This is a genomic window from Amycolatopsis regifaucium (genome assembly GCF_001613935.1).
In the GTDB taxonomy this organism is placed as follows: domain Bacteria; phylum Actinomycetota; class Actinomycetes; order Mycobacteriales; family Pseudonocardiaceae; genus Amycolatopsis; species Amycolatopsis regifaucium.
On record NZ_LQCI01000035.1, the window covers coordinates 1 to 22,512 of the forward strand.

Here is a 22,512-nt window from a genome sequence, read left to right on the forward strand (position 1 = left end):
CACGAAACAGCCGCCGCACGGACGCCCCTCCGCGCGGCGGCTTTCGTATGGGTGAGGCCAGGCTCCCGGCACTGCCCGGGCCGCCTGGCCTCACCACTCTTTCGCCGCCCCGATCAGCGACTGATCGAAAGCTTGCCGAGTCAAGGCTTTCGTCGCTACTCGAGGTCATCCGATCCGGGAGGACGTGGCTCCCTGAGTTGCGGCGGAGCCGGATGGCCGCTCAACTGCACCGTTTCCGCCCAGGGCAACTGCGGAGGAACTTCACGATGGGCGCCCGTGGGAGCACCTGATGCAGACCGGGTGCCCCGTCCGGCCATTCGATCGACAGGGAGACGGACGAGGAGTTGTTGTCGTAGTTCGTTTCCGCCAGCGTCCGGTCGTCGTTCACGGTGTTCACCAGGTCGTAGATCCCCGAGGGCACCTGGGTGATGTCCAGCCACTGGAAATCGACGTCGTACTTGTAGTCGTCGCCGGAGCCGACGGAGATTCCTTCGACCACGTCGAGTGCGGCCGGTTCGTGATGGCGGCATCTGTTCGCGCGCAGGCGTGCGGCCAGTTCCGCGTCCGGGCCGGACGGGCCCGGAACCCCCTTCATCTTGTCGAAGTCCGCGACCCGGAAACGATCGCCTAGACAGAAGCCGTTCTTGCGATCGGTGACGACGGTCTCGCCCTTTTGCGAGACCAGGGCGAAATGCTCGAAGTTCATCAGGTGCCAGTGCTGGTGATCCGTCGCTGGTTCGTAGTAGGTGAACGTGCGAGTGAGCCGCTGGGCCGCGTCGTAATCGGCCGGTATGGAGCCGTCGGCGCCGCGCAGGGCCTGGCGAACGGTCATCCGTTCCTGAGCCGTGTTGTCACGGCGGCCGTAAAGCAGCAGTGGACCCTCGCCGATGTTCTCTTCGGAGCTGGTGAACCGTAGTCTCACTGCTTTCGCGGCGGCGGGAAGGACGCAGCGGCCGTTCGGTGCGGCTGGGTCCATCACCAGGCACACATCCCAAGCGACACATTTCAGCGGATCACCGGCGTGGCCGCCGGCGCAGCCGGGGGGAGCCTGGCGGAGATCGGGCAACAGTGTTCGCGGTGCCGCCGAGGAGAGCGGGACGGACATCGTGACGGCGGTCAGGAGGACCACCGCGGCCAGGGTCGCGTATTTCTTGAGCAAGAGGGTGGATCCCGTTCTGTGCGGGTTGATTCGCCGAGGTCAACCTGTTCGAGTAGTGAACTGTCTGGTGGAACGCGCGATGAGCTCACACCATGGATGGATCTTGGGACCGTTGCCATGGCCCCGGTGAGTAGCGTGCGTGCAAACACGCCCAGAAAGGACGGCCGTATGTCGCTTCTCGCCGCTCTTCGCGAACCGTCGACGGACCGCGACGGCTCGTCGAGCGTGCCCTCGCGTCCCGGAACGGCCGGTGTCGCCGTACTCGTCTGCGGGACGCGGCCGGAACTCATCAAGCTGGCGCCGCTGATGCGGTATTTCGGGGACGGCTGCGCGATCGTCTACACAGGACAACACTACGACGATTCGCTGTACTCGCGTATCCGTGCGGATCTGCCGCCGTCCGAACACTTCCACGAACTCGGCGTGCCCGCCGGAAGCCGAGGCGCGCAACTCGGCCGGGCGGTCGGCGCCGTCGACGAAGTCCTGACCGCTTACCCGAAAGCGGTGGTCCTGGTGCAGGGCGACACGACGTCGGCGCTCGCCGGCGCGCTGGCTGCCAACGCACGGGACCTCTCGCTGGTGCACGTCGAGGCCGGGTTGCGCAGTCATGACCGGGCGATGCCCGAGGAACACAACCGTGTCCTGATCGACCACCTCGCCGACCTCTGTTGTGCGCCGACCGAGCAGAATCGGCGGAATCTGCTGGCCGAGAATGTCGCCTCCGACCGGATCGCCGTCACGGGCAACACCGTCGTCGAGGCGCTGGAGGCGGCACTCCCGTCCGCGGGTGACCGGGCGGCCGTCTTGGCCGCACGCGGACTCCGACGAGACGAGTACGTCCTCGCCACCATTCACCGGCCGGAGAACGTCGACGACCCCGACCGGCTGGCGGAGATCCTGCGTGAACTCGCCAGGTTGCCGCTCCCCGTCGTGTTCCCACTGCACCCGCGGACGGGCAAGAGCGTGGAGCGGTTCGGCTTGACCCGCCTTTTGGACCCGCTCCACGTACTCGAGCCCCAGGCCTACCCGGCATTTCTGGCGCTGGCCGCCGAAGCCGCCCTGCTGGTTTCGGATTCCGGTGGTATCCAAGAAGAGGTCAGCGTGCTGAAACGGCCGGTGGTCGTGGTGCGCCGCAGCACCGAACGTCCCGAGATCTCCGGAGCGTTCGGAGTGCTGGTCCCGCCCGGCCCGTTGATCGGGGTGGAAGCCGCGACGTGGCTGGACGACATCGCGGGGTTCCGTGAGCGTCTCCGTGGCATTCCCTCGCCTTACGGGGACGGGACGGCCTGCCGTCGGATCGTGGCGGCGATCGAGGCGAAGTTCCCGGCGCCTGCCAAAAAGTGACGTCACGGCACCGGCTCGGCGACCTCATGCCGGCCGATCTCCTCGAGTACCCCGCGGGTCACGCTGTTCACCAGCTTGACGCTCGAGTTCCAGCTCGTCACATCCGGGTAGACGTGCGCCGTGGTCGCCAGCAGTAGTCCGGTTCCGGCCACGGCGACGGGCGGTCGTCGCGCGAGGTATCCCAGCGGGTGGATCGGCTCGACGAAGGGTGCCTTGAACACGCGTACTTCTTCGACGTCCCCCGGTTCGAGTTCGGGGAAGAGATCGAGTAGCTGGGTCGTCCATCGAGCGGAGATTTCGTCGTCATCGCCGCGGTAGAGCCGTGAGGTGTGCTCGGTGTAGCGCATGACATAGACGAGGTGCGATCCGCCATGGGCCTCCGCGCCCGAGAGCGCGGACATCTCGACGATACCGTCGAATCCGGTGTTCGAGCGCAGTACCGGCGTCCAGTAATGCCCGGTCAACGGGCGGCGAAGGAAGAACGCGCCGGTGACGACTCCCTGGTAGGGGAGCTCGAGCGACGGGAGCAGGGCGGCGAGTCCGGCGTCCGCGAGCTGCCGTAGCAGGGGGATCGGCACCGTCGAAATGACCTTCTGGACGTCCAGTACTTCGCCGTCGGCCAGGGTGAGGGAGCTGCCTGTCGCGGTGCTGCGCAGACTACGGACAGGGGTCGATGTCCGAACGGTCCCGCCGGCTTCCTCGATGGACGTGCGCAACGCGTCGATGATCGCCTTGTAGCCGCCCTCCGGGTATCCCCGGGTCGCGACGTTGCGTTCACGCCCGAGCCGTTGCCACAGGTACAGGGCGGGCACGTCACCGAAGGAGGAACCGAACTTCGAGCCGAACATCGGGCCGAGAAGTTCCTCCCAGACACGACTGCCGTAGAGGCCGCGCAGCCAGTCCTCGGTACGAAGGGTGTCGAGGTCTCGTCCTCGCCCCAGCCGTCGCAACAAGAGGGAGACGGCGCCGAAGCGCACCCTGTCGTGGAAGGGGAGCGGGGTGAACCGCAGCAGGTCGACAGCGGAGTTGAATCGGTGCCGTCGACCATCGACGATCATGCCCATCGTGGTCTTGCACCAGCGCACCGAATTCTTCATGCCCAGCTCGTCCAGCAGGCCCAGGAGCTCGTCGTCGGTCGGCATGACGCAGTGGTAGAACCGTTCCACCCACTGATCCCGGTGGGAAAAGAAGGTGCCGAGTCCACCGAGCTGGTCACTGGCCTCCAGCAGCGTCACCGGCACGCCATGCCGGGCGAGCCGATGGGCGGCGGCCAGCCCGCAGATGCCGCCGCCGATCACCGCGACTTGCGGGGGAGAGGTCGTCACGAGGGTCACAGCTTCCGGTAGGGCGCCGGGCTGAGCCGATCGCGGGCGAGCAATTTCAGGTACTGCAGAAGGGTTCTCCGGAGCTTCAGCTTGCTCGGCCCCTGTTTGCGGTCGTAGCGCAGGTCCAGCGGGATCTCGGTGATCACGGGGTGGCAGTGCCGGAGCTTGAGCAGAAGTTCCACCATGCAGGCGAAACCCTGCTCCTCGATGAGCCGCTCTCCCCAGTGCTCCGAGGCCCTCGCCAACAGGGTCGCCCGGTACGCGCGGTAGCCGCTGGTGAAATCACGGACCCCCTCGACGCCGAGCGCGCGCCGGAAGAGCTGTGCCGCACCGCGGGACAGCATCCGCCTGACGAGCGGCGCGGTCCGATCGTCGCCGCCGGGCACGAACCTCGAGCAGATGGCGACGTCCGAACCGGTGGCTATTTCGGCCCGCAGCAGAGTGATCAGGCCGGGGTCATGCGTGTCGTCGGCGTCCATCACCACGATGACATCGTCGGAACCGGCTTTCTCGAGCGCCGCGCGAAGCCCGGACTGCACCGCGCGACCCAGGCCGAGGTTGACCGCGTGCCGCACGACGCGCACCTCCAGGCCGCCGAATCCGGACCCGGCCACAGCGGCGGAGCGGTCGGACGAGCCGTCGTCGACCACCCAGACGGTGAGTTGTTCGGTGAGCGCGACGTCGGCGAGCCGCCGCAGGAGGGCGGGCAAGGCGGCTTCTTCGTTGAACGCGGGCAGGACGACGTGCGCACGTCCACCTGTCCTGGCTTTCTCTTCTGGTTCCGCTCTGGTGGCCAGGGCGGTCTTCTCCACTGTCACGAGTCCCCTTCGCCGACTGGATAGGGTCGCCGACCGTAAACCTCAATTCGGCCGACAGCTCATATTCGGCTATGTTGGGCCCTTTCTTTAGGGCCGTCCAAGGTCCCCCGAAAGGAGGGTTCAGCGTGCATCTTCGTGCCGCTTCCTTTGATTGCAAGGAAAAACGTCGCCGTTGGAGCCGGATCGCCCCCGAATGGATGAAGTTCGCCGCAGTGGGGGAAAAGACCATAGCGGAAAAAGTCTCCCGGTGTGGGAGGCGCGACACGCGACATTTCGGCAACTTTTCGGGTGATGGGCGGAAATCGCTCCGAGGAACCCCTGCCGCCGGAAAGGGACCGCGCCGGTGACCGAACTCAGTACGTCCGCACCCGCGGGGGCGCTACCCCGTCAGCGGAGGCGAAGGCCGGTCGTCACGGTGCGGAAGCGGCCTCTGTTGGCGCGGATCAACGCGGTCGTGGTCTTGTTGCTCGCCGTCGATTTCGCTTCGTTGCTGATAGCCGTCCAGGTTGCCGACGCAGGTTTGACGGAGGCGGTGGTCGCCGGCTCGGCGCTGGTGACTGCCCGGGTCGCCGGCCGGGTCCACCGACGGAGGCTATGGCTGTCGTGGCTCCAGGATCTGCCGCGATCGATGGCGGCGTCGGGGTTCGCGTTCGCGTTCGTGACCGGCGTGGCGCTGGTGACCGGCCCATCGGGGCAGGGAATGTCCGCCGGACAGTGGCTGGTACTGGTGTTCATGGCGCTCAGCGAAAGCGCGAGGCCGTGGGTTTTCGCGCTCGGCCGGTGGGGACGCCGACGACTCCGGCGCTGTGATCGGGCGATCGTGGTGGGGTCGGGGGAAAGCGGCGGCGAGCTGATCCGGACCATGGCGCGCTATCCCGAGTTCGGCCTCGTGCCGGTCGGTTTCGTTCCCTCCACTTCGGACCCGCTGCCGGTGAATCTCCCGGTCGAGGTGTTCCACGAAGGACTGGCCGAGGCCATCGCCCGGCAAGGCGCGGGCACGGTGGTGTTCGCGCACTCCCGGGACGACGACAGCTCGGTCGTCGACGCGGCCATCACGGCGCACCGGCTCGGCTGCGTCACGCTCGTTCTGCCTCGTTTGTCGGCGCTGTACCCGGACAGGTCGGGGAACGACCGGCTTAGGAGTCATCCGTTGGTGTGGCTGCCGGGCGCGCCGACCGCCAGGCCCACCTGGTGGGTCAAGCGTACGGTCGAGGCCGTGCTGGCCGCCGTCGCGCTCTGTGTCCTGGCACCGGTCATCGCGTTGTGCGCACTGGCTGTCGTGCTGGAAAGCGGTTTTCCGGTGATCTTCCGTCAGGTGCGCGTCGGAGTGGGCGGCCGGACCTTCCTGCTCTACAAGCTCCGCAGCGTGCGGCAGGACAGCGTGGACGATTCGCAGACGCGCTGGTCGGTGGCGGGTGATCGCCGGGTCGGACCGGTCGGCCGGTTCCTGCGGAAGTCCTCTTTGGACGAGCTGCCGCAGTTGTGGAACATCGTCCGCGGGGACATGGCCCTGGTCGGGCCGCGCCCGGAGCGCCCGGTGTTCGTCGAAGAGTTCTCCGCCGTCCATGACCTCTATTGGGCGAGGCACCGCGTCCCGACCGGGTTGACCGGACTCGCCCAGGTGCACGGTCTGCGCGGCGACACCTCCATCGCGGACCGCGCACGGTATGACAACTACTACATCGCGAACTGGTCGCTCTGGCTGGATCTCAAGATCGTCATCCTCACGGTGGGAGAAGTGTTTTGCCGCAGGCAGCGTTGAGGCGCGATCATCCGAAGGCGACCCGGATCCTCGCCGGATGCGCCGCGCTCGTGCTGGCCGCGGGGTGCGTGGCGGGCTGCACCTCGAGTTCGGCCGACGAGGTGGCGGCGCCGCCACCGAAACCCTTGGCGCCGTGCGCGTGGTGGTACGGGATCGGCCAGCCTCCGACGGACAACGAACTCAAGCTGGCCGCGAAGCGATACGACGTCGTGGTGCTCAACGCCGACCAGGCACCGGCGATGCGGAAGTTGCGTGAACTCAATCCGCGGGTCAAGGTGCTGGTCTACAAGGATTTGTCCAGCACCCGCAACTACGCGGGGGCGGTGAATGGCGGTGAGGACGCGGAATTCCTGCCCAGCGGCATCGGCTATGTCGCGGCGCAGCGCGCGCACCCCGAGTGGTTCGCGACCGATACCCGCGGCAACCGCATCGAATGGGAGGGGTACCCGAAACACTGGCAGATGACGGTATGGGATCCGGCTTACCAGCAGGCCTGGAAGACCGCGGTGGTGACGGAGGTGACCCGGGAGGGCTGGGACGGAATCCTCGCCGACAACGACTTCAACTCGCTGAGTCACTACTCGAAGGCGCTTCTCACCGGCACCGCGACCGCGGCCGAAACCGATCGCAAGCTGCGTGATGGCCTCGATGCCTTCCTGTCACTGGTGGGCACGGCGGTCCAAGAGGCAGGCAAACTGTTCGTGCCGAACGTGTCGGAGACCCATCTGCTCCCGGGCCGGTGGACGGCGCACTCACGGTTCGGCGGCGCCATGGAGGAGAACTTCGGCTTCCGTGAGAACGGCGGGAACGGGGGCCTGCTCACTTTCCGCGGCAACGAGTTCCAGGAGTTGCGGGCCCAAGCCGCGCTGGGCGAGTCGCTGTTGCTGCTGGTCACCCGGACGCGGTCGGCTCAACAGGACCGGGCTGGATATGCCAGTGCGGCACTGCTTGCCGGTCCCCGCACGTGCTGGACTCCGGCCACCACGGACGACTACCGGGACCCCGAGTGGTCGAACCTGCAGGACAGCGGTCTCGGGGAAGCGGTGGACGCCGCGGGTCGTCAGCCCAACGGGGTCTGGACCCGGACGTTCACCAGTGGCTGGGTCGCGGTGAATCCCACGTCGAAGACCCAGACCGTGACGCCTCCCGAAGGGCTTGTACCCGTCGGCAGCCCGGTCATTCGTTCCGGGAATTCGCCGACCGCGCCGAACACGGCTTCGGTACCACCGTCATCGCCGTCACCGCCCGCCGTCATCGAGTTGGCGGCGGCCGACGCCGTGGTGATGGTCAGGCCGAAGTAGCGGTGCGCACAGCGATCGGTAGAGGTCGAGATGGCGCCGCGCGCACCGGTCCGGAGCGAATCGCTCCTGGGCCCGCGCGGCGAGGCGGATCCCTGTCCTGGCCGGAACCGGATCGGCGAAGAGTTCGCGCAAACGCGTGGCCAGCGCACGGACATCGCCCGGGGGCACCAGACCCGCCGACCCCAGCATGTCGGCGACGCCGCCGGTATCGGTGGCTATGACGGGCTTTCCGGCTGCCATCGCTTCGGCCACGACGAGCGGCTGTTGTTCCATGGTGCTGGGCAGTACCAGTGCGTCCGCGTCGGCCACCAGGGCGGTGACGTCCGGCCGGAAGCCCAAGAAGGTCACGCGGCCACGCAGCGGAGGCGCCTGCGCGGCCAGTTCTGCCTCGGCCCGTTGCGGGCCGTCGCCCACCACGGTCAGCCGGGCGTCGCGTGGAAGGACGCCGAGGGCCCCCAGCGCGGCAAGGAGGTCGAGTATTCCTTTGCGTGGCACCAGAAGCCCCACGAAGATCAAGTGCCGGACCTTCCCGTGCGGCGGTCTCGGCTCCACTGGTTCGACGCAGTTGTCGATCTGCGTCAGCCGTCGTGCGGGCACCGCGAGCCGTCGCTTCAGGAACCGGCCCATCGTTTCGGCGGGTACGATCGTGTGGTCGAGGAGCCGGGCGACCGAAGCGTCTCCCGCCAGGACCGCCCGGGTGTACGCCGACGGTCCACCGGCACCGGGCGCGCCACGGAACCACGGCTCGGCCACGTCGTCCGGGACTCCGTGGTAGGTCTGTACGAGCGCGGGCCGCACCCCGCGGGAGAAGCGCAGGCCCGCCGCCACGAGCCCCGCCCGCCGGTCTTGGGCGTGTACGACGTCCGGTCGCCAGTCCCGGATCACCGCCCGTGCCCGGCGTGCCGCCGCCAGGTTCTGCTTGTCCGCCACGTGAAGCTGCTCGTGATGGCCTTCGAGTGATTCTGCTCCCCGCGCCGGGGCCGGGCCGAAGACCCGGACATCGACCCCCTCGGCGAGCAGCGTCGCGGCGAGTCGCACGGTGACGTCGACCGGGCCACCTTGGTCCTGGGTCAGCAGATAAGCGATGCGTTTCACCGGATTCGCTCCTTGGAGGCGAGTTTGTCGACGAGGACGGAGACCTGGTCGGTCATCCGGCTCCGGTCGAAGGACAGTTCCGCGCGCCGTCGTCCCCGTTCGCCTTCCCGCCGGGCCAGTTCCGGTGCGGCGAGCCGGGTGGCCACCGCGTCGGCGAGCCGGTCCAGATCACCCGGTGGCAGCACGGCTCCCGCGTCGGCGATGCTCTGCCGCATCCCGCCGACGTCGAACGCGACCACCGACCGAGCGCACGCCATGGCTTCCAGGGGTACGAGTGCCATGCCCTCGGCTCGCGACGGGAGCACCACGACGTCCGCGGCGGTGTAGAACGCCGCCGGGTCGTCGGCGTGTCCCGGCCACCGCACCGAAGGATGTCCCGCGACGGGATGGTGCTCACGCCACACCGGGCCCATCGGCCCATCGCCGGCGAGGACGAGCTTCGCGTCGGGCGATCGCCGCAGGACCTCCGGCCAGGCGGACAGGAGCTGGTCCTGCCCCTTGAGTTCGGCCAATCTCCCCAGGCAGACGGCGATCGGCGCCCGCTCGGGCAAGCCGAGCCGACGCCGCGCCGCGGCTCGGTCGCCGGGGGCGAACTTCGTCGTGTCGACGCCATTGCAGACGACTTCCGCCGCGGCGGTGACGCCCGCGTCCTGTCCGGCGGCGAGTTCGTCGTCGCTCACGCAGAGGACGAAGTCGGTCCACGGGGACGCGAGCCGTTCCCACGCGATCGATGCCCGCCGCAGTGGCCCGCGCGCGGTTTCGAAGGACCACAGGTGCGGCTGGAAGACCGTGGGGAGGCTCCCGCGCAGAGCCAGCCGCCCGGCCAGGCCGGCCTTCGAGCTGTGCAGATGCACGACGTCCGGCTTCAGATCCGCCAGTATCCGGCGTAGCCGCGCCGTTTCCGCCAGCACACCGGGGCCGGGGGAGCGGGTCGCCCACCAGCCGCGCACCTCGATGCCGAGACGGCGGGCGCTCGTGGCCAACCAGCCGGAAGGCGGGCAGACCACGGTCACCGACCAGCCCCGATCCCGTTGGGCCACCGCCAGTTCCAGCACGATCACGGCGACTCCGGCCGTCACCGGCTGGGAGACGTGCACCACCTTCACCGTGCGTCACCTCGCACCGCGGCCAGCTCACCGCGCTGGAGTACCAGGGTGGCCACCGCGTAACCGGTGACGAGCACCGTGCCTTCGCCGAGAACACCCGCGAGCGAACCTGCCGCGCCGAACAGGCCCGCATGGTCCAGGAGCACGGCGGGGACGGCGCCCGCGGCGCAGGCTCCCAGCACTCGCCAGCTGATTCCCGCCAGTTCGGCGGGTGGCGGTGCCACGCCGAGGCCGGCGAGTACGCGCCAGGTGATCGGCACGACCAGCCAGGCCGCCGCGAACTGGACGGCGGCGACGGCCCCGATCCCGAGCCGAGCCGAGAACACCAGGCCCGCCGCGAGGATCAGCAGATGGATGGTTTCCAGCGCCAGGTATCGCCGTGCGTGCCCGGTCGCTTTCACCGCCTGGTACCAGATCTGCAGCAGGCAGATCCCCAAGCCGTAGCCCGTCAGCAGGATCAGCGGTCCCGCCGCGTCCGCCCACCGCGTGCCCAGAAGTACGACGTGGTCGGCGAGAACGGCCAGCGCGAGGTACAGGCCGCCGGTGAGCACGAGCACGGCGCGGGTGAACCGGGTGACCGCGTCCGCCAGCGGACTCCCTTCCCGGCTCAACCGCGTGAACACCGGGAAGGCGACCGCGCCGAGGACGACCGCCACCATGATGTAGGGCACCCAGGCCAGCCGGTAGGCCAGCGAGTAGAGGCCGAGCGCGTCCGGTCCGAGCAGGTGCCCGATCGTGAAGTAGTCGAGGTTGACCAGCAGCGCTCCCACGACGGCGGCGGGACCGACGACCGCGGACCAGCGGAGGGCTTCTCCGGCCGCGGCGGTGTCCCAGCGCGGCCGCACCCCACCGCCCGCCAGCGCACCGAGCACTGGCTGGGCGACCGCCGTACTCACCAGCCCGATCACCAACGACGCGGGTCCGATCCCGATCGTGGCGAGGACGACCGTCACAGCGGCGCCCAGGATCGCGCTACCGCCGTCGGGCAACAGCCGTCGGCGGAAGTCCAGCTCGCGGTGCATCAACCCCATCTGCACCCCACCCGCGGCCGCGAACGGCAGCCCGAGCGCGGCCAAGCGGACCAATCCCGCGGCGTCCGGAGCGCCGAGCGACGCGGTGATCGGCTCGGCGGCCACGACGAGGACGACGGCCAGGAGCAGCCCGACGCCCACGCTCATCGTCAGCACGGTCCCCGCCATCCGCCGCGGATCCCGTCCGGTGCGCCCGATCACGTCGTAGACGCCGACCGACTGCACCACCTGACCGAGGTTGACCAGCGAAACCGCGAGCGCCACGACACCGAGCTGGCCCTCGGTCAGCAGGGCCGCCAGCACCAGGGTGACCAGCATCTGACCGCCCTTGCTGACCAGGTTGACCGCGCCGAGCCACAGTGAACCCCGTACGGCCCGCGTGCCGAGACCACTGGTCATCCGACCCTCCCGGCCACGACCGGACGGGTGACACGCACGCCGGTCAGCCGAACTGCGGTGAAGACCAGCAAGCACCAGGCGAGGACCACGGCGACGCCGTCGACCGTGACGGCCGCCCGGGTGCCGAACAGCGAAATCACCACCGAGTCCACTGTGTACAGATGCGCGAAGGGCACCGCCAGCGCGAGAATCGCCGTCCCGGCCGTGCCCCACGACGGCTCGGACCGGTGGTGCCACCACAGCGCGGACACGGCGGCCATCGCCGGTACGGCGATCAGCACGTCACCGGGCTGGTGCACGACGCACACCACCACGGCGAGACAGGTGAGCAGATCCGCGACGGGCACCGCGTCCGCCCGGTCCAGCCGCCGGACGAACAGGACACTCACGACGAGTACGGCGGCCAGCACGACCAGCTCACCGCCCGACGGGGCCCAGCCGGTGCCGCGGAACAGCACGGCCGCGATGTCGATGCGTTGTGCCGTGGGGGAATCGACGGCACCGTACTCGGTGCTCCGGGCGTGCGTCAGGTTCGCGACGACGACGTCGAGGAACGCGCCGAGCCCACCGCCGCGGATCACCAGCAGCGCCACCACCGGCAGGCTCGCGGCCGCCGCCATGGCGGTCCCGACCAGCGCGACCCGTCGGGATCCCCTGGCGTACAACAGGATCGCCAGCGGAAGGCCGTACTGCGGTTTCAGCCACGCGAGGGCGAGCCCGACCGCCGCCCAGCCCGGCCGCTCCCGCCGGACGACCAGCGTTCCCGCCGCCGCGAGGGCGATCAGCGGATTGATCTGACCGACGTAGAGCTGGGCCTTGCCGACCTGACTCGTCAGCACCAGTGCCACGGCCACCGCGGTGGTGACCGCGATCGGAACGGGGACCAGCCGCCGAACCGCTCTCGCGGCCAGTGCCGCGAGAGCGATCAGCAGCAGCAGCCCGAAGACCCCGAACGCCACCGCGCCCACCCGGTAGCCGGGAAGCGCGAACGGCATGTGCAGGAGGAGGTGGTACGGCTGATAGAGGTTGAAGTCCTGCCGCACCGGCCAGTGCGCGAACATCGCGGCGGGGTCGTAGGGATTGCCGCCGGCCAGGAACTCCCGGATCGGGAAGTACAGCGCGTCGCGGAAGTCCTGCATCCGTTCCTCGGCCAGGTTCGCCTGATCCGGTAACGGCACCCGCCAGGACGGTGCGAGCGCGCGCCAGGCACTCAGCGATCCGATGACGGCCGCGACGATCAGGACGATCCGGTGTCTCGTCCTCACGTCACCACCACCGCCATGAGCACGGCATCGGCGGGCAGCACGCCGGCGATCGCCGTCAGTTCGTCGTACCGGCGCGGTCCGGTCACGACCACCACCGACGTGCCGGTCCCGGTTAGATCGACCGGAAGCGCGGCCGCCAGCTTGACGGCGGCCTCACTGAATTCCGGGGCCACCGGCACCACCCGCAGTCCTCGTCCGGCCGCGAGACCGAGAACGGCCAGCCGGTCGGCGGCCTCCGGGTCGGCACCGTGCAGCACCGCCACCGGACGACGGATTCCCGCGGCCGCCAGAGACCGGCGTACCGGACCCGCCTCGCCGCGGAGCCCTCCCGGCTTCAGGCGGCGGATCGCCACCGTCGCGAGTCCGGCGGCGACCGCGGCGACGAGGGCCAGCCCCGCCACCAACGGGACGTCGGGAGCGAGAGTGATCACGTCGGGTCGCGGATCCAGCAACCGCAGGCGACCCGCCGGAGCCAGCAGGTTCGCGTCGATCATCGCCTTGCCCAGTGCCGACGCGGTCGCCTCCGCTTGCTCCGTCGACGCCGACCGCACGGACAGGCGCGCCAACCCCGATGCGGGCACCAGTTCCACCGACACGCGAGGTCCGAGTTCCTCGGGCGAGAACCCGGAACCCGGCGCCGCGGCCCGCAGCACCGACGGGCTGCGGGCGAGTTCGACCAGGGCGGGCAACGCCAGCGAGACGACTTCGCCGTATTGGGCGGTCGCGCCGTCCGCCTGGGCGGAGGGCTCGGCCAGCAGGCTCACCCGGCCCAGGTACTGCTCGTCGCGGGTCAGCCCCACCGTCAGGACGAGCAGGCCGATCACGAGTGCCACGGCGCCACTGAGGGCAGCGGTGCGGGGGATTCGCGACCACGGGTTCATCGGTCACCGTCCAATGTGGTCCGAAGCAGTTCGTCGTATGCCTTCATGACGGTGTGCGCGTCGTACTCCCGCCGAATGGTCCGCAGCCCCTCGGCGGCCATGAAGTCCCGGGCGGAACGATCGCGCAGCAGGATGTCCAGCCCCGCCGCGACGGCCGCCGGGTCACCGGGCGGTACCACGAACCCGGCGCCGCCGGACAGCACGTCACGGACGCCGCCGACGTCGGTCGCGACGACCGGCCGCCCGGCGGCCATCGCCTCGAGCACGGCCAGCGGCAGGCCTTCCCAATCGCTGGTCAGCGCCAGCACGTCGGCGGCCGCGAGCAGGTCGGGCACGTCCGTGCGGGTGCCGAGGAACCGGACCCGTCCACCCAGCGTCTCGCCGCGCGACTCGAGCTCCGCGCGAAGACTTCCGTCACCGGCGATCCACAGCACCGCGTCGACGTCGAGCCGGGCCCACGCATCCAGCAGGACATCGTGGCGCTTCTGGGGTTCCAGCCGGGCGAGGCAGAGCACGACCGGCGTTCCGTCCCCGACGCCGAGCGACGCGCGCACCGCCGCCCTGCCGAACACCGGCCGCTGGGGGAACACCGCGTTCCGGATCACGACGGCGGGCGCGCCCAAGTCGGCCAGCCTGACGGCGGTGGCCGAGGAGACGGCGACGACACGATCGGACGTGCGCCGCACGATCCGCGCGGCCGTGCGGAAATCGTCGTCGGCGACGCCGTGGAAGACGGTCACCAACGGCGGCCGTCGTCCTGGCACGAGCGCGAGCCGGGAAACCAGGCTCGCACCGACGTTGTGGGCCAGCACGACCTGTGGGCGGAATTCGGCGAGTGCCCGGCGTACCGCCCAAGCGGCCCGCAGCACCCCCGTCCTGGTGCGGCAGGCGATCGGGACCGGGAAGGTCGCCACCTCGGCCGCGGCCAGCGCGTCGGCGCGGAATCCGCCGCCGCTGGCGACGCCCGAAGTCCAGCCGTACTCCTCGCCGTGGGCAACCATGCCCGCCACGAGGGTTTCGGCGCCACCGGCGCCCATCTCGCTGATCACGTGCAGGACACGCATCGGTACTGCTCCTCTCCACGAGCTTTGCGGAGGGCCCGGATTTCGGCCGCGACGGCGAGTGCGGCCAGCGACCACAACGGCAGGTAGTACTGCTCGGACAGGAACGTCGACATGACCAGGACGGCCAGTAGCGACGCCTGGATCGCGACGACCTCGATCCGGAAGGAGGACGACCAGGCCGCCAACCGGATCGCCCGTTCGCTCACCACCCCGGCGATGCCGATCACGGTGCCGAACAGCGCGAACCCGGGAAGCCCCAGCTCCGCGGCCACCTCCAGGTACATGTTGTGCGCCACCGGCGTCTGCTCGTCGATCTCCGCGTTGTGCGATTCGGCGGCGTACGCCTCGCGGAAACCGCCGGGCCCGACGCCGGAAACCGGGTGTTCGGCCACCATCCGGACCGCGGCCTGCCAGCGCAGTTCGCGAGTGTCCACATTGGACGCGGCGATGAAGGTCTTCTCCTCCACGGCCCGCTCGAGCCGCGGCCCGGCGAACAGCGACGCCCCCATGAGCAGCGTGGCCACCGCCACGACCCCGACGGCGAGTGCCCGCCATGGCAGCACCCGGCGCAGGGTCAGCCAGCCGGTGGCGGCGGCCAGGCCCAGAACGCCGCCGCGCGAGAACGTCGCCATCGCACCGGCCACCAGCACCGCGCCGGCGAGTACGACGACCGCGAGCCTCCACCGGGATCCTCGCCCCGCCACGAAGAGCAGCGGAATCGCGGCGACGAGGAAGTAGGCCAGATCGTTCGGATCCGCTTGGGGACCGCTGGCGCGCGCCTGCCCCTCGAAGATCAGGCTGTACAGCGCGCCGACCCCGGCCACGGTGGCTCCCGCGGCCATGGCCAGCAGCAGCCCGCGGATCGGGACCTCACGGCAGGCGACATCCGCCAATACCACGGTGAGCACGAGGAACGGCAGCCAGCGCACCAGGTATTCGGCGGTGAAGGCACCCGGCGAATGCATCGCCGCGGTCGCCGCGACCACCACGGCGAGCAGTGCCAGTACCGCGTGCAGAGGCGTCGGCGAAGGGAGACTTCGTTGCCTCAGCCGGACCACGAGCCAGGTCGCGATCAGGAGCGCGGGTGCGACCTTGCCGAGGTGTGGATGAGCAGCCGTCAGATAGCCCTCGACAGGTGCGAGCGCGGCCGTGGCGTACGCGAGCATTCGAAGAATCGCCGCCCGCTTGTCGTGCGCGGCGGGAACCACGACCGTCAGCGTGGTCATCGCCCGCTGTCCAGTCGGGTCACCGCGCGCTCGCGCCGCGGGTCCCTCCTGCGGACGTACTCACCGGTGCCGACGACGTCGAAGTGCGCACGCAGCGCCGCCAAGACCCAGCCCAGCCAAGCGACTTTCCGGGTTCCCGGCGCGGCCATACCCGGAAAGAACTCCATACCGGGGGCCTCGGTCCCACCGAGGACATCTGTGGGATGCAGAAGCAGGGACGGTGAAACTCCGCGGACGCGGCAGAGCCGGAGCGCCGTCTTGAAGTAGCCACGCGCCAGTCGCGGGGAAATCTCGTGAAGCTGGAGAAGATAGGAACCGTGGATCGGGGTGCGAAAGAGCGGCATCGTCGTCACCGGCAGTTCCACGAGAGCACTGCCGTCGGCCGTTCGCCAGCGGTAGGGGTGCACCGGCGCCAGCACTCGCGAGAAGCCGCCGAACAACTCGTCTCGTCCGTCGTCGTCGGTCCGCGGGGGAGCGGTGCGGTTGTGGTACGCCCGGGCCAAGGGGCCGACCCAGGTCGGCAGCGTGCTGGCGTCGTAGGCGTAGCCCCGTTCGGCCAGTACTTCGACGAGTTCGCGCGTGACACTGAAGCCGGGACCGCGGAAACCGACGGGAAGCGGCGCGCCTGCCGTGATGATCGCTTCCTCGGTCCGGCCCAGTTCGTCTTCGAGACGGGTTCGGGAATAGCGGTGCAGCCAGGGTTCGTGACCGAACGAATGGTTGCCGATCTCGTGGCCGGCCGCGGAGATCTCGTTGACCGCCTTGGCACCGTCCTCGCGGACGACGTCGGCGCCGACCGCGAACACCGTCGTCGTCAGACCGTGCTCGCCGAGGATCTCCAAAAGCCGGGGTACCGCCGAAGAAAGAAAACTGGGGTAGCGCTGCCAGCCGGGGTCACCGTGGGTTTTGAGGTAGGCCCAGAGGTTGTCGAGGTCGACCGACATACTCGCCAACGGCCGCGCGGTCATGCGGGCTTTTCCAGCGCTTCGACCGAGCCCGAGGTCGTCCGCGCGGGTGACCCGAGCACCAGCACGCCGATCACGACCGCGGTGAGCCCGCCGGCGACCCAGAGTTCGGTCCCGTCGGCGACCTGGTCACCCAGCACCGTGAGGCCGGCGGCCGAGGACAGGATGATCGTCGTCGCGTCGGCGGTCGCCACGACGGCCGTCGCCAGGCCGCGTTGCAGGGCGACCGCCATCGAAGCCTGGCCGAGCACGGCGGCGGCCAGCATCAGCCAGGTGAGCGGATTTCCCGGCAGGGAAACGAGATCCCAATGGGCCAAGGTGCGGCTCGTGACGGCCACGACGGCGAACGCGACGCCGGACAGGATGGCGGGCAGGGCGAAGGTGTCGGTCCGGTGCAGGCGAGTCATGGCGACGCCGACCCCGAGCAGCACGCCCAGCAGGACCAGGACGGTGACGGACGACAGCTCCGCCGCGACCGAGGGTTTCGAGGAACCGGCGAGCGCGACGAGTCCCAAAGCCATCAAGACCAACATCAACGCCTCGGTGGTCTGAATCCGCCACCGCAGGACCACGACCCCGAAGACGGTGGCCAGGCCGATCGCCGACGACGACGCGGCCTGGACCAGATACAGCGGCAGTACGTCGCGAGCGAAGAAGGCAAGCGCGAAACCACCCACCTGACCGCAGAATCCCAGCAGGTAGAGGGGATCGCCGGTCAGGCGGGCGAGCAGGCCCAGACCGGAGCCAGGCCGGCGGCCCGCCCTCCGGGCGGCGATGCTTTGCGCGACGATCCCCATCGCATACAGGGCGGCAGAAGCGATGAGTATCCCGTAAGCGACCACGAGCGGCTCCCCTTGCCAAGAACACGGACCGAGCCGACAGGCGGCTGATCACGCTGTTTTCGAAAGCGTAGAGGCGAAGGACAGCCGCCACTTTCGAAGGATGAAGCGCCCGGATTTGTCACGCAGGGAAATAATCGCTCCGCGTTCGGCGGCACGACCGTGCGGTAATGGGGTATTCGATCTCTCGGCAAATACGGTGCGTGACCTGCTTGGCGGTCCGAGCGAAATCCGTATCGTTGTCAGCACCGGCGTGCTCGGGTCGCCAGCCGCGGCGATTACCCTTTCGGGTTACAAGAACGTCGGTCAGAACCCGTGCAGCACTACACGATGTTGGGAACAGTGGTGAATGGACGGTGCGATATCGGTACGTTTGCCCCCGCGGCTCGGAGGCGTGCTCTGTCCTGGCTCCTCCACCGAAACCCATTCCCATCGAGAGGTATTCATGCTGAAGAAGATCGGCTTCGTCACCGCGGCCATGGCTGCTGGAGCTTTCCTGACCGGCGGGATCGCGTCCGCGGGGACCCCGGACGAAGAGGGTCACGGCCACCCCACGCACGACGTGAGCGAGCAGGTCGGCCTGGCCAACCTGAACAACATCGACGTGCTGCACAACGTCAACGCCGTGGTGGGCGCGTGCGACAACAACGTGAACGTGCTCGGTGTCCAGGTCCCGATCCGTGACACGCTCAACGGCATCGGCGTCCCGGTCCTGTCGCCTGGCGCGCACGAGGCCAGCGGCGAATCCCCGTACAACTGCGCCGCCGGCAGCGTGCTGGACGGCGGAACGGCTCAGCACAACTGAGTCCGGGTTTCCCTGGGTGCGGGACACCCGCCTTCATGACTGTGACGCGCCCGGTGCGAGCGAGCGGCATTTCTCCGCTCCCGCGCCGGGCGCGTCGTCATATTCGAGTGCGGGACGAGCCTGGAGGAGAACGGTGAGCGAATCCCGGCAGCAGCGGCGCACCCGCGAACTCGCGGCGCTGAGGGCGGCACATCGGCCGGTGCCCCGGACGACGCCGAAGCTGGAGCGGGTCATCGAAGTCGCGCTGCGGTACAACGTGACGGCGGCAGCGGGCTCAGCCGGCGGCCGTCCGTCGTGGAGCGCCGAATGGAATCTCCGGGGTACGCGGCTGAGCGTCGAGCGCGACGACGAGGAGATCACCGCCTTGGTCGAGGACGTTCTCGAAGACGCCCGGCTCCTGGCAGAGTTCTACGCGGTACGACTCGAATGGACATTGTCCGGCGAAGGGGCCGGGGGTGAGCCCCTCGCGGTCTTGCTCGCCGAGGCCGGCGTCGTCCTGCCGGATTTCGTGTCTTGAATTCGGGCCGGCTACGCCTTCGCGGGGTCAGGGTGCCGGACGCACGCCGGTGGCGCGGGTGATGAAGCGGACGGCGACCTCGCGCAGTTTGACGTTCTCTCTCTGGGACTGCTCCACGAGCAGGGCGAACGCCTCGTCAGCAGACACCTGTCGCAAGACCATGAGAATGCCTTTGGCCTGATCGATCACGCCGCGGCTGGTCAGGGCCTTGCGCAGCTCCTCAGCGTTCGTTTGTGCTTGCTGGTAACGGGTATAGGCGCGCAAGGCGGCGGTGACGGCCCTGGTGTAGAGATGCAGCAGCTTCTCGTCCAGCTCGGCGAAGCCATGGCTGCGAGCGCTGTAACAATTGACGGCGCCGCTGTGCGCATCGTTGACCACCAGTGGCGCGGAGAGAAAGCTGTCGAACCCGGCCGCGGCCGACTCCTTCGCGAAGACCGGCCAGCGCTCGGCGGCGTCGGCGATCGACACTCGCACGAGCGTTCCGGTCAGGGCGGCCCGCAGGCAAGGGCCGTCACCGAGGGAGTACTGGTTACGGTCCAACTCGGCGACGGTCTCGCTGGTCGTCGCGACGGTCACCGGTTTTCCGTCGGTCAGCAGGGTGATGGCGGCCCCATCGACGCCGGGCACGGCGCGATTCACCTGCCGGCACACCTGGTTCAGCAAGACCGCGAAGTCCTCCGCGCTGTCCAGAGCCGAGGACAGGGTCTCCAATGCCGCGCCGACGTCGTCGAGCACGACGGGCCATGCCTCTTCTCGTCCAGCGTCCATGACCGGTTCTCCCCTCGACCCACGCGGCGATGAGAATCACTGCGTGGGAAGGCGAACGAACCGACCGACAGCACGCCGCAGGGGTTCCTCGACCGTCGCGCGGGGTCGGTATGCCACCAAGATGGCGCACCGCTGAGTCGACACGCGCGAAGCGGGCAGATCTTCTTGGCGGAAACCGTACTTCCGGGAGTGGCAATTCACGAGAGCGCGCTCTCCGGTGACCGGATGTGTGAACTGCCGTGTACCGGGGCACTTGAGCGACATGAAAGACGTGACGATCGGCCGAGCCGGGATCACCGAGACGATCGGACGACCTGGTCAGATCGCGGCCATGCGGCGGATGTTGCTCGCCTTCGGAGTCGGCGGGGCATTGGGTTGCCTGCTGTGGATGGCGGTCTGGCTCTCGACGCAGCTGTGACCCGGCGGCCAGTGCGGTATCGCGCGGGATGACCGCCGATGTGGGCCGGGCTGACGAAGCAGCCCGGCCCACAGGGATCATCGACGGTTGTGCCTGTAGTTGTCGTCGTCGTTCCAGTGATGGTGCGTGTAGTGGTGGTGGTCGTCGTTCCAGTCGGTGGCGTCGGCCACCGCGTTCACCTCGTGCGTGACCGCACCGTCTTCACCAGCCGCGTTGTAATAGTTGTTGTAGCTGGCGTACTGGGGCTTCGCGACGGCCTTGACGCCCTCGGACACGGCGCCGTGCGGACCCGCCTCGAGATCATTGGCCTCGTAGACGGCGTGGTTGTCGCCGGCGTGGCTGACCACGTGCGACGACGTCGCGCCGTACATGTCGGCCGTTTTGGTGGATTCGGTGTAGGCCACTTCAGCGTGATCGACATGCCGGACCGGGCGGTGGTGGTGCGTGACCGACGGCCGAATCCCGTCGGTGTGCGCGATCGGCCGCTTCCCGTGCGTGTGGATCGGACGGCCGGGCTTCGCGTCGGCGACCCAGCCGTCATAGTCGTCGTCGAAGTCGGCTTCCTCGTTGTGCAGCACCGCGGCTCCGGTGGGCCCGGCCAGTACCGCGCTCTCCTCCGTCCAATGGTTCCCGTCGCCATCGAAGACGGAATCACTGTGGATAGTTCCCGCCCCGCCGATACCGGCGTACGTCGCGGAACTCTCACTGAATCCGGCATTACCGGGCCAGTCCCCCTGTGCGGCCGCCGCGACTCCGGCGGATACGAGGGAGAGCGGAACAACGGCCGCCGCCGCGAGCGCCCACCGGCGCATTTTAGTCATGATTATTGTGATCCTTTCCGAGCTGGTGATACCTGACACGAAATTGAGTCACGAAAATCGACTCCGGGCGGGACTGCCACCCGTATCAGGACATTACCCGGATCCAACATCGGGAAAAGTTGGCACGGGGCATCACACCCGTTCGGTACCTCGCCCTTGCGGGTTGTCCAGGCCCGAGCCACACCATTGCGGTACGTCGGGCAAGTGCGGTGTGTTGCCGTGAGAATCCTTCTGCCCCGACATTGTCGGTGGCCGCGTCGGCCGCGAGAAGGGTTTATCGAACGGAATTCAAGAGGGTGCGCGCCCGCGCGAGATGGCTGCGGGCTGATCCGCGACGACTTTCGGGAGAACGTCCCGGCGCTCCTCGAGCCGGGACGTTCACCGGCTGGAATCCATCCGGCCGACACTTTCGTGTCGGGTCCAACGCCAAGGGGCCGGATTCTTCCAGCTGTGGTCAGGTTAGCGACGCCTTGCCCGCCCCGGAAGTGCTGCCCGAGCATGCCATTCTCAAGAGTGTCTTCCGAGGGGTGACGAAACGGAGTGGTTACCCGGTGATCTCATCGTCAAACTGCGCCGCGGGGTGAAGTCGAAGTAGCACTTGTGGACAGCTGTGTTCGTTCATCGCGTCGAAGTCACGATGAAAGATCAACCAGGTCGATGATTCCGGGTTCCCTGAACGGGTGTACCGGAAGCGCAGCGTATCCGGCCGCGGCCGAATCGGCCGGATCTTTCACGCGAACCTCATGTTTGTTTCGCTGTGCTTCGCGATGGTGTGCACTGTGCGGAATTGCGGAACAGGGTAGAGCTTGAAAGTCCGTTCGCGTTATCGGGAAAGAGCGTTCACCATGATCGGAGTCGGCAGCAGGAACCCAGAGGAGTGCTACATGAAGAACCAACTGGTGCGAGCGATAACGATCGCGGTCACGGCGGCATCCCTGACGCTGGCGGGCGCGGGAATGGCGACGGCGAGCGGCCCCGGTGGTAACGGGACATCCAGCACCACTTCCGCGGCCGCGGAAGTGCAGAGCTTGCGGGACGCCCTGGCGGCCCGTGCGGACAATGGCGACGTCTCGGGTACGCAAGCGTCCATCGCGGAGCTTGCTCCGGTGCTCTCGGATCTCGCACAGGGAAAGCGATACACGATTCAGGCGAAGGCCAAGGACAGCGCGGCCACGGCTCGGCAAGAGAACACCGAGGCGAAGAAGAACGTCGACGAATTGGCGACGAAACTGGACACCAACCAGGGCCTGCCGCCCGTGTCGGCCTTGCTCAACGCACTGGTGCAGCGGCTGCTGATCAGTTTGTCGTCGCTGGTGAACGATCTCCTTGGCGGGTTGGCCGTCCCGGTCGGCTGACCGATCGGACCCCGGACGGGCGCCCGGGAAAGGCCTGGTACGGATTCTTTCCGTACCAGGCCTTTCCTGTTGTCTCGTCGAGGTTTCGCGGTGGTGTCGCAGGTGCCGCTCAACCGGGTGGGAACGTCGTTCGGGGAACCTGCGGGGCAGTCCGTACAGCCCTCACGCCGGCGCTGTCACCGGGAATCATTCGTCGGACGTGAAAAAGCCGCCGCGCGGAGGGGCGTCCGTGCGGCGGCTGTTTCGTG

21 protein-coding genes are annotated in these 22,512 nt (G+C 68.7%); 7 read left to right on the forward strand and 14 right to left on the reverse strand.

Going from position 1 to position 22,512, the window contains the following annotated elements:
- Window positions 1-220: 220 nt before the first annotated feature.
- Window positions 221-1,159 carry a lysyl oxidase family protein gene (locus AVL48_RS30640; protein ID WP_061990094.1) on the reverse strand — a complete coding sequence of 313 codons (939 nt, stop codon included), beginning with the start codon at window positions 1,157-1,159 and terminating at the stop codon, window positions 221-223.
- 168 nt (window positions 1,160-1,327) lie between these two features.
- Between AVL48_RS30640 and wecB the strand changes: the two genes are divergently transcribed.
- On the forward strand, window positions 1,328-2,503 hold the full coding sequence (gene wecB, locus AVL48_RS30645) for a non-hydrolyzing UDP-N-acetylglucosamine 2-epimerase (RefSeq protein ID WP_082857814.1): 1,176 nt from the start codon (window positions 1,328-1,330) through the stop codon (window positions 2,501-2,503).
- Between the two features lie 2 nt (window positions 2,504-2,505).
- Here wecB and AVL48_RS30650 read toward each other — a convergent pair whose 3' ends face one another.
- Complete coding sequence (locus tag AVL48_RS30650; protein ID WP_061990129.1) at window positions 2,506-3,828, reverse strand: FAD-dependent oxidoreductase; 1,323 nt, start codon at window positions 3,826-3,828, stop codon at window positions 2,506-2,508.
- Between the two features lie 5 nt (window positions 3,829-3,833).
- Complete coding sequence (locus AVL48_RS30655; protein WP_082857815.1) at window positions 3,834-4,646, reverse strand: glycosyltransferase; 813 nt, start codon at window positions 4,644-4,646, stop codon at window positions 3,834-3,836.
- Window positions 4,647-5,061: 415 nt separating this feature from the next.
- On the opposite strand from AVL48_RS30655, the gene AVL48_RS30660 reads away from it, so the two are divergent.
- Complete coding sequence (locus AVL48_RS30660; RefSeq protein WP_244162580.1) at window positions 5,062-6,408, forward strand: exopolysaccharide biosynthesis polyprenyl glycosylphosphotransferase; 1,347 nt, start codon at window positions 5,062-5,064, stop codon at window positions 6,406-6,408.
- The gene (locus tag AVL48_RS30665) at window positions 6,390-7,709 is read left to right on the forward strand and encodes a putative glycoside hydrolase family 15 protein (RefSeq protein ID WP_061990100.1); all 1,320 of its coding nucleotides are present in this window, start codon (window positions 6,390-6,392) and stop codon (window positions 7,707-7,709) included. The genes AVL48_RS30660 and AVL48_RS30665 overlap by 19 nt, the downstream gene beginning before the upstream one ends.
- Here the strand turns inward: AVL48_RS30665 and AVL48_RS30670 are convergent.
- The 9 genes from AVL48_RS30670 to AVL48_RS30710 are packed head-to-tail and all read right to left on the reverse strand — an operon-like array spanning window position 7,647 to window position 17,583.
- Complete coding sequence (locus tag AVL48_RS30670) at window positions 7,647-8,804, reverse strand: glycosyltransferase family 4 protein (protein ID WP_082857816.1); 1,158 nt, start codon at window positions 8,802-8,804, stop codon at window positions 7,647-7,649. The genes AVL48_RS30665 and AVL48_RS30670 overlap by 63 nt on opposite strands.
- Window positions 8,801-9,910 (reverse strand): glycosyltransferase, encoded by a 1,110-nt coding sequence (locus AVL48_RS30675; RefSeq protein WP_061990102.1) that lies wholly within the window; start codon window positions 9,908-9,910, stop codon window positions 8,801-8,803. Before AVL48_RS30675 ends, AVL48_RS30670 begins: the two co-directional genes overlap by 4 nt.
- Window positions 9,907-11,340, reverse strand: a complete 1,434-nt coding sequence (locus AVL48_RS30680; RefSeq protein WP_061990104.1) for an oligosaccharide flippase family protein — start codon at window positions 11,338-11,340, stop codon at window positions 9,907-9,909. Before AVL48_RS30680 ends, AVL48_RS30675 begins: the two co-directional genes overlap by 4 nt.
- A complete protein-coding gene (locus AVL48_RS30685) occupies window positions 11,337-12,605 on the reverse strand; it encodes a glycosyltransferase family 87 protein (RefSeq protein WP_177242394.1) in 1,269 nt (422 codons plus the stop codon). The genes AVL48_RS30680 and AVL48_RS30685 overlap by 4 nt, the downstream gene beginning before the upstream one ends.
- Window positions 12,602-13,438 (reverse strand): YveK family protein, encoded by an 837-nt coding sequence (locus AVL48_RS30690; RefSeq protein WP_244162581.1) that lies wholly within the window; start codon window positions 13,436-13,438, stop codon window positions 12,602-12,604. The genes AVL48_RS30685 and AVL48_RS30690 overlap by 4 nt, the downstream gene beginning before the upstream one ends.
- A gap of 44 nt (window positions 13,439-13,482) precedes the next feature.
- Window positions 13,483-14,550 (reverse strand): glycosyltransferase, encoded by a 1,068-nt coding sequence (locus AVL48_RS30695; RefSeq protein ID WP_074038259.1) that lies wholly within the window; start codon window positions 14,548-14,550, stop codon window positions 13,483-13,485.
- Window positions 14,532-15,776 (reverse strand): O-antigen ligase family protein, encoded by a 1,245-nt coding sequence (locus AVL48_RS30700; protein ID WP_061990108.1) that lies wholly within the window; start codon window positions 15,774-15,776, stop codon window positions 14,532-14,534. Before AVL48_RS30700 ends, AVL48_RS30695 begins: the two co-directional genes overlap by 19 nt.
- The gene (locus AVL48_RS30705) at window positions 15,773-16,744 is read right to left on the reverse strand and encodes a polysaccharide deacetylase family protein (RefSeq protein ID WP_061990110.1); all 972 of its coding nucleotides are present in this window, start codon (window positions 16,742-16,744) and stop codon (window positions 15,773-15,775) included. The genes AVL48_RS30700 and AVL48_RS30705 overlap by 4 nt, the downstream gene beginning before the upstream one ends.
- Window positions 16,741-17,583, reverse strand: a complete 843-nt coding sequence (locus tag AVL48_RS30710; RefSeq protein WP_061990112.1) for a hypothetical protein — start codon at window positions 17,581-17,583, stop codon at window positions 16,741-16,743. The genes AVL48_RS30705 and AVL48_RS30710 overlap by 4 nt, the downstream gene beginning before the upstream one ends.
- 442 nt (window positions 17,584-18,025) lie before the next feature.
- Here AVL48_RS30710 and AVL48_RS30715 point away from each other — a divergent pair, with 442 nt between their 5' ends.
- Together AVL48_RS30715 and AVL48_RS30720 are read left to right on the forward strand one after the other, a co-directional pair.
- Window positions 18,026-18,385, forward strand: a complete 360-nt coding sequence (locus AVL48_RS30715) for a hypothetical protein (RefSeq protein ID WP_061990114.1) — start codon at window positions 18,026-18,028, stop codon at window positions 18,383-18,385.
- 133 nt (window positions 18,386-18,518) lie between these two features.
- Window positions 18,519-18,902 (forward strand): hypothetical protein, encoded by a 384-nt coding sequence (locus tag AVL48_RS30720; protein WP_061990116.1) that lies wholly within the window; start codon window positions 18,519-18,521, stop codon window positions 18,900-18,902.
- 27 nt (window positions 18,903-18,929) lie between these two features.
- Here the strand turns inward: AVL48_RS30720 and AVL48_RS30725 are convergent, their stop codons facing one another.
- Window positions 18,930-19,670, reverse strand: coding sequence for a GAF and ANTAR domain-containing protein (locus AVL48_RS30725; protein WP_061990118.1), 741 nt, complete (start codon window positions 19,668-19,670; stop codon window positions 18,930-18,932).
- Between the two features lie 262 nt (window positions 19,671-19,932).
- On the opposite strand from AVL48_RS30725, the gene AVL48_RS39270 reads away from it, so the two are divergent.
- Window positions 19,933-20,088, forward strand: coding sequence for a hypothetical protein (locus AVL48_RS39270; RefSeq protein ID WP_156515782.1), 156 nt, complete (start codon window positions 19,933-19,935; stop codon window positions 20,086-20,088).
- Window positions 20,089-20,165: 77 nt separating this feature from the next.
- Here AVL48_RS39270 and AVL48_RS30730 read toward each other — a convergent pair whose 3' ends face one another.
- Entirely contained in the window at window positions 20,166-20,909 is a 744-nt protein-coding gene (locus tag AVL48_RS30730; RefSeq protein WP_143105071.1) for a hypothetical protein, read from the reverse strand.
- Between the two features lie 884 nt (window positions 20,910-21,793).
- Between AVL48_RS30730 and AVL48_RS30735 the strand changes: the two genes are divergently transcribed.
- Window positions 21,794-22,264: a hypothetical protein gene (locus AVL48_RS30735; protein WP_061990121.1), complete on the forward strand. Its 471-nt coding sequence runs from the start codon at window positions 21,794-21,796 to the stop codon at window positions 22,262-22,264.
- Window positions 22,265-22,512: the final 248 nt, after the last annotated feature.